6 protein-coding genes are annotated in these 7,517 nt (G+C 70.7%); 3 read left to right on the plus strand and 3 right to left on the minus strand.

All coding sequences use genetic code 11. The annotated features are described in order from the left end of the window. Nucleotides 1-36: 36 nt before the first annotated feature. Nucleotides 37-2,148: a fructose-specific PTS transporter subunit EIIC gene (locus ABT171_RS26395; RefSeq protein ID WP_503076588.1), complete on the minus strand. Its 2,112-nt coding sequence runs from the start codon at nt 2,146-2,148 to the stop codon at nt 37-39. Between the two features lie 468 nt (nt 2,149-2,616). On the opposite strand from ABT171_RS26395, the gene ahcY reads away from it, so the two are divergent. Together ahcY and ABT171_RS26405 are read left to right on the plus strand one after the other, a co-directional pair. Further along, nucleotides 2,617-4,074 (plus strand): adenosylhomocysteinase, encoded by a 1,458-nt coding sequence (gene ahcY / locus ABT171_RS26400; protein WP_351247899.1) that lies wholly within the window; start codon nt 2,617-2,619, stop codon nt 4,072-4,074. A gap of 307 nt (nt 4,075-4,381) precedes the next feature. Further along, on the plus strand, nt 4,382-4,996 hold the full coding sequence (locus tag ABT171_RS26405; RefSeq protein ID WP_351247901.1) for a hypothetical protein: 615 nt from the start codon (nt 4,382-4,384) through the stop codon (nt 4,994-4,996). Nucleotides 4,997-5,092: 96 nt separating this feature from the next. Here the strand turns inward: ABT171_RS26405 and ABT171_RS26410 are convergent, their stop codons facing one another. Next, nucleotides 5,093-6,055, minus strand: coding sequence for an RDD family protein (locus ABT171_RS26410; RefSeq protein WP_351247903.1), 963 nt, complete (start codon nt 6,053-6,055; stop codon nt 5,093-5,095). Nucleotides 6,056-6,198: 143 nt separating this feature from the next. On the opposite strand from ABT171_RS26410, the gene ABT171_RS26415 reads away from it, so the two are divergent. Next, nucleotides 6,199-7,206, plus strand: a complete 1,008-nt coding sequence (locus tag ABT171_RS26415; RefSeq protein WP_351247905.1) for a stage II sporulation protein M — start codon at nt 6,199-6,201, stop codon at nt 7,204-7,206. A gap of 109 nt (nt 7,207-7,315) precedes the next feature. On the opposite strand, the gene ABT171_RS26420 is transcribed toward ABT171_RS26415, so the two are convergent. Continuing rightward, nucleotides 7,316-7,517 (minus strand): hypothetical protein (locus ABT171_RS26420; RefSeq protein WP_351247907.1); only part of this gene is annotated, 202 nt, incomplete at its 5' end.

The following is a 7,517-nucleotide window of genomic DNA, read 5'->3' on the forward strand; positions in this document are numbered from 1 at the left end:
GCGGGGCGGGCGGCCCCCGACCCCGGTCCGAGCGAGTCACCCCACTTCCGCGAGGGCGTCGAGCACCGCCCGCTCGTCCGGGGCGGCGAGCAGCCGCTCCCGGAAACCGGGATCCACCAGCTTGCGCGAGAGCAGCGCGAGGATCCGCAGATGCTCGTCGCCCGCGGCCGCCTCCGGGACGGCGATCATGAAGACCAGCCGGGCCTTCGTACCGTCCAGCGACCCCCACTCGACCCCCTCGGCCGACCGGGCGAAACCGACCACCGGCGCGGTCACCGCGTCCGTCTTGGCATGCGGAATCGCGATCTCCTCACCGAGCCCGGTCGTCCCCTGCGCCTCGCGCCGCAACGCCGTCGCCACCAGCTCGTCCACATCGGCGACCCGCCCACTGCGGGCCAGCAGTTCCGCCATCTCCCGGATCGCGGCGTCCTTCTCCACCGCTCCGAGCGCGCCCTGCACGGTCCGCTCATCGAGATACCCGGACAACACCTCACCGCCGCCCACCGAAGGCTCCCCGCGCTGCCCCGGCACCACCACACCCCCGGCGGACGCGCCGACACCGGCGCAGGCGGCACCCGTCTCCGTGCCGGACGATGCGGCACCCGCACGTCCCGGCGTCACATCCGCACCGGCCGGCGACGCACTGACAGAGGCCGCGGGGCCACCCGCACCCGCAGACTCCCCGGCAGACACCCCACGCGCCCGACGCCCGCTCACATCAACCATCGCCACGGTCGCGAGCGCGGTGACCCCCGCCCCGATCACCACGGCCACAAAGAACATCGGCACCCCACTCACCGCACCCAGCACCGCCACGATCGGCCCCCCGTGCGGTACCGCGTCCTTCACCCCGGCCAGCCCCGCCACCGCACCGGCCACCGCGCCACCGAGCATGTTCGCCGGAATCACCTGCGCCGGCCGCGCCGCCGCGAACGGAATCGCACCCTCCGAGATGCCGAAACACCCCATGAACAGCGCGGCGAGCCCCGTCTCCCGCTCCTGCCCGGTGTACAGCCGCCGCCGGATCAGCGTGGCCAGCCCCTGCCCGAGCGGCATGACCGGAATCGCCGCGGCACACATGCCCATCACCGTCTGGTTGCCGCTCGCGATGAGCCCCGCACCGAACAGGAACGCCGTCTTGTTGACCGGCCCGCCCATGTCGAACGCGATCATCAGCCCCAGCATCGCGCCGAGCAGAACCGCACTCGTCCCCGTCATCCCGCCGAGCCAGCCCGTCAGGTGCTCGAACACCCACGAGATCGGCTTCCCGACGACATAGATGAAGAACAGCCCGAGCGCCGTAGTCGCCACGATCGGGATCACGATGATCGGCATGATCGGCTGCACGAACCTCGGCACCCGGACCTTCTTGATCCACAACACCAGATACCCGGCGAGGAACCCGGTCACGATCGCCCCGATGAAGCCCGCGCCCGCCTGGGAGCCGTACAGCGCGCCCGTGTTGGCGATCCAGCCGCCGATCATGCCCGGCACCAGCGCGGGCCGGTCGGCGATGGCGTAGGCGATGTAGCCGGACAGGACCGGGATCATCAGCTGGAAACCGATCCCGCCGATCGCGTTGACGTGCGCCCAGAACGTGCCGTCCGGGATCACGTAGCCCTTCGCCGTCGTATGCCCGCCGAGCGCCAGTGACACGGCGATCAGCAGCCCGCCGACGACCACGAACGGGATCATGTACGACACGCCGTTCATCAGCGCCTTGTACACCGGCCCCCGTTCCCTGCCACCGCCACCGGCGGACCCGGTGACCGAACCGCCCGGCGTGTACACGGGCGCCGACCGCACCCGCTCGATCAACTGTTCGGGACGGTGGATGCCCTCGGCCACCCCGGCCGTCAGCACCCGCTTGCCCGCGAAGCGGCTCAGGTCGACGTCCTTGTCGGCGGCGACGATGACGCCGTCAGCGCCTCTGACATCGTTGTCGTCCAGTACGTTCTCGGCCCCGATCGAGCCCTGGGTCTCCACCTTCATCTCGATGCCACGGCTCGCCGCGGCCTGCGCGAGCTTCTCCGCGGCCATGTAGGTGTGCGCGATGCCGGTCGGGCAGGCGGTCACCGCCAGCAGCTTCACCTGCCGCCGCTCGTCATCGCGGCCATCCATGGAGGGAGGGCCGGCCGGACTGGTCACGTCGATCTCCTATCGCCTTCGTCGCACGAGGCGCCGTCCCGGACACCCCGAGCGGAACCGGGCGGCTCCGGTCCCCCTGCATCCTGCACCACCCCACCCACGGCCCCAAGAGGTGGAAGTCCCTGTGCGCAATGGTCTGTGGGCTCCCGTTCCCACGGATTCCGCGCCCCCGCCGACCCGCTCCTGCCGCCACGCCCCACCCGGAAACCGGCTCCCGGGCGTCACGAGCCGGCCGGAGGCGGACTGGGGCCGACCGGGCCGTCCGGTGTAGCTTGGGACGGAGCCAGACGTCGCTGCTGATGGCGGTCGGGCGGCCCCAGCGCGGGCCGGCCGAGGGAGAGAGGGCCTCCGACGGACTGCGCTGCGCGTACGCGGGCATGCCTGTGTCCTCTTTTCGGGCACCCCTGTGTCCGCCGCCGCGCAGACCAGCCGTACCCACCTCGACCCAACCCCGAGGAGCAGCTCGCAATGACGACTGTCGACAACCGACAGGACTTCAAGGTCGCCGACCTCTCCCTGGCCGAGTTCGGCCGCAAGGAGATCTCCCTCGCCGAGCACGAGATGCCGGGCCTGATGGCGCTCCGCAAGGAGTACGCCGAGGCCCAGCCCCTCGCCGGCGCCCGCATCACCGGCTCCCTGCACATGACCGTGCAGACCGCCGTCCTCATCGAGACCCTGGCCGCCCTCGGCGCCCGGGTCCGCTGGGCGTCCTGCAACATCTTCTCCACCCAGGACCACGCCGCCGCCGCCATCGCCGTCGGCCCGAACGGCACCCCCGACGACCCGCAGGGCGTCCCGGTCTTCGCCTGGAAGGGCGAGACCCTGGAGGAGTACTGGTGGTGCACCGAGCAGGCGCTGACCTGGCCGGACAGCCCCACCGGCGGCCCCAACATGATCCTGGACGACGGCGGCGACGCCACCCTCCTCGTCCACAAGGGCGTCGAGTACGAGAAGGACGGCAAGGTCCCCGGCCTGGAGACCGCCGAGTCCGACGAGCACCGCGTCATCCTCCAGCTGCTGCACCGCACCCTGGGCGAGAACCCCCAGAAGTGGACCCAGCTGGCCTCCGAGATCCGCGGCGTGACGGAGGAGACCACCACGGGCGTGCACCGTCTGTACGAGATGCAGCGCGACGGCGTCCTCCTGTTCCCGGCGATCAACGTCAACGACGCCGTGACGAAGTCGAAGTTCGACAACAAGTACGGCTGCCGCCACTCCCTGGTCGACGGCATCAACCGCGCCACCGACGTCCTGATCGGCGGCAAGACCGCCGTCGTCTGCGGCTACGGCGACGTGGGCAAGGGCTGCGCGGAGTCCCTGCGCGGCCAGGGCGCCCGCGTGATCGTCACCGAGATCGACCCCATCTGCGCCCTGCAGGCGGCGATGGACGGCTACCAGGTCACGACCCTCGACGAGGTCGTCGACAAGGCCGACATCTTCATCACCACGACCGGCAACAAGGACATCATCATGGCCTCGGACATGGCCAAGATGAAGCACCAGGCGATCGTCGGCAACATCGGCCACTTCGACAACGAGATCGACATGGCCGGCCTCGCCAAGGTCCCCGGCATCGTTAAGGACGAGGTCAAGCCCCAGGTCCACACCTGGACCTTCCCGGACGGCAAGAAGATCATCGTGCTGTCCGAGGGCCGCCTGCTGAACCTGGGCAACGCCACCGGCCACCCGTCGTTCGTGATGTCCAACTCCTTCGCGGACCAGACCCTGGCCCAGATCGAGCTGTTCACCAAGCCCGACGCGTACCCGACCGGCGTCTACGTGCTGCCCAAGCACCTGGACGAGAAGGTCGCCCGCCTCCACCTGGACGCGCTCGGCGTCAAGCTCACCAAGCTGCGCCCGGAGCAGGCCGCGTACATCGGCGTCGAGGTCGACGGCCCGTTCAAGTCGGACCACTACCGCTACTGAGCCGGCGCCTTCGAGTCCCGCCTGCCGGGGAGCACACCGGTGCACCGCCGCGCTCCCCGGCAGCAGGCCCGCCGAGACAGGCCCCCGCACCCCCGTGCCGGGGGCCTGCCTCGTTGACCGGCCCTGCCCGTGACCGGTCCCGCCCGGCTCCGTCCGCCCGCGCCCGGCCGGAACGGTCCCCTGCCGGAGCCCCGCCCCCGCCGGAACGGCCCGCGCGATCGGAACGGCCCCGTGCGATCAGAACGGCCCGCCCGGCCGGAACGACCCGGGCACCGGACCATCAGCCCGTCAAGACCCAGGACCCGCCATGCCCCGCGGCCGTTATTCGCTCCACGATCCGCACGATCACACCCCCCTCGCTGAAGAGCACTTCCAGTGCGCTCCCGGCCCGTCCGGCTGGCGCTATGTCTCCCGGGTGACCAGCCCCGCCGGCGATCACCGCGGGTCGGTCGACCTGGCCCTGGACGACCTCGGCCGCCCCATCCGCCTGGAACTCCACGCGGGAGACTGGCAGGTGCGCGGCGCCGCCCTCGACGGCGTCACCTGGGTCCGCACCGACCCCACCGGAACCCATGCCACCGAAGGCCATGTGCGCGCCCACGCCTTCACCGGCACGTCCCCCGCGTTCCTCGTCGCCACCGCCCGTCTGCTGCGCCTCACCCCCTCGTCCGACGCGACCCGCGTGCGCCTGGTCGCCTTCACGGACCCGGTCCTCGCCCCCCGCACCGTGGACCAGTCCTGGGCCCTGGTGAACAGCGAAGCACACGCCACTGACAACGGCCCCCTGATCGTGGACGAATACCAGGTCACAGCCCTGGACACCGGCGAACGACACTCCGTCCACATCGCCGGCGACGTCGTACTGGCCGCACCCGGAATCGAGCTGGAGGACCTCCAGTCACCGCCGTCGGCGTTCGACTGAAACGCGACGACCGGCGAGACCGCGTGGACCTGGACGAAAACGTCCCGAACAGCGGCGGAGACGAGACCGCCGAACGGCGGCTGAGCGGGCCTCGTGCTACGCCGGCGGGGCGAAACCGGTGGCCGGCCGGTCGGCCGGTGCCTCGTTCCGCGCAGGTCCGGCCGACGGCACGGCCGGAGCCTGCGGCTGCCGGGCCCGGTCCTGTGGCTGATCGGGCCGACCGGGACTCTGCGGCGACCAGGCCGCCGCGGATGCGGGCGGCTGATGGGCGGCAGGCGCACCAGACGCGGCCACCGGTGCGGTGAGCCCACCGGGTCCGAACGCCTGCCGGGCCTCACGTGACTGCCGCTCGTGCACCACCGCCGCCAGGAACGCGGCCGCCGGCAGATCCTGCGGCACCGACGCTCCGGTCCGCGTCGCCAGGTCGGCCGCGAGCCGCTGGGCCATGCCCAGCGAGACCTGCGGATCGAGCTGCCCCATCCGGGTCAGGTACTGCCGGACCGCAAGCCACAGCCCGTCGGGCACCGCCGACAGGTCCAACCCGGCGAACCGCCCCGCAAGCCAGGGAGGCGGCGGCGGAACGAAGGAGGCCCGCCCGGCCGGTATTCGCTCACGTACGACCAGGGTGCCTGCGAACACGTCCCCCAGTCGCCGCCCTCGCGCCGACACCAGCGAGGCGATGCAGGCGATCACACCGAACGTCAGCAAGATCTCGACCACCCCGATCGCACCCCGCACCAGCGCGTGCCGGAACCGGATCGGCCCGCCGTCGTCCCGCACCACCCGCAGCCCGAACGCCAGCTTTCCCAGCGAACGCCCGTGACTGAGCGTCTCCACCGCGATCGGCCCGCCGACCAGCACCAGCAGAAACGTCGCGATGGACAGCGCCACCTGCGCGGCTTCGTCCAGAGAAGCGGTCGACAGCACCACCACGATGCTGACGACGAGGTACGCGACCATGGCCGCCACGAGGTCGAGCAACACGGCGAGCGCCCTGCTCGGCAACTTGGCCGGCCGCAGTTCGAGGGCCACCGCCTCGCCCGTCACCAGCTCACTCACGTCCGCCGTCCTTCCCTGATCTGCCCCCGGAAGCGCAAGTCTGCCAAGCTGTGGGCGCATCGCGCCGCAGTACGACAAGCTGACCGCGATCGTGAGCATCCACGACGAGCAGTCGACGACCAGCCGAGGAGCATGCAGACCTGATGGACCTGGATGTCTTCGTCTCCGTACACCGAGCCGAATGGGACCGACTGGATGCCCTGCTCCGCCGCCGGCGCCGCCTCAACGGCGCCGAAGCCGACGAACTCGTCGCCCTCTACCAGCGCACCGCCACCCACCTCTCCCTCATCCAGTCCAGCGCCCCGGACCCGCAGCTGACGGGACGCCTCAGTCAACTGGTGGCACGCGCGCGTAGTGCCGTCACCGGAACCCGCCGCGCCTCATGGCGTGACGTCACACGCTTCCTGAGCCAGGGCTTCCCCGCCGCGGTCTACCGCGCCCGCCACTGGTGGGTGCCCACGGCACTGGTCTCCACGGTGATCGCGGTCCTCCTGGGCTGGTGGATCGGCACCCACCCGGACGTACAGTCGTCCATTGCGGCGCCCAGCCAGCTGCGCGAGCTGACCCGCCCCGGCGGGGAGTACGAGACGTACTACTCCAGCCATCCCGCGGCGGCCTTCGCCGCCCAGGTGTGGACGAACAACGCCCAGGCGGCCGCGATGTGCCTGGTCCTCGGCGTCTTCCTGGGTCTGCCCGTCCTCTGGATCCTCTTCGAGAACATGCTCAATCTGGGTGTCGGCTTCGGCCTGATGTCCTCAGCCGGCCGCCTCGACACGTTCCTGGGCCTGGTCCTTCCCCACGGCCTGCTCGAACTGACCGCCGTCTTCGTCGCCGCCGGTACGGGGCTGCGCCTGGGCTGGACACTCATAGACCCCGGCCCGCGTACGCGGCGCGTCGCTCTCGCGGAAGAAGGCCGCGCAGCCGTCGGCATGGCGATCGGCCTCGCCCTGGTCCTCTTCGTCTCCGGCGCCATCGAAGGCTTCGTCACCCCGTCCGGCCTGCCCACCTGGGCCCGGATCGGGATCGGCGTCCTGGCCGAGCTCGCCTTTCTGACGTACGTCTACGTCCTGGGCGGCAGGGCGGTACGGGCAGGTGAGACCGGCGATCTCGAAGCGGGGGACCGCAGCGCCTCGGTTCCCACCGCGGCTTGATGTGCGTTTCACCCCTGTGAGCTGCTAGTCTCCTCTTCGCCCCACGAGAGCCGTTGACACGGATGACGTGGGGAGGTAGATTCAAACAGTTGCCTGGAACTGGACAGGTTCACAGGTCGCCGTTAGACTCTACGAGCTTCCCGAGAAAGTCGAGAACGACATCTCCGAGAAGCGCCTCCCGATTAATCGGAAACGAACGGCCGGTCAGACCGGCCAAGAACTTCTGATAAAGTCGGAACCGCCGGAAAGGGAAACGCGAAAGCGGGAACCTGGAAAGCACCGAGGAAATCGGATCGAGAAAAGATCTGATA

It is taken from the genome of Streptomyces sp. NPDC001851 (assembly GCF_040297165.1).
GTDB lineage: Bacteria > Actinomycetota > Actinomycetes > Streptomycetales > Streptomycetaceae > Streptomyces.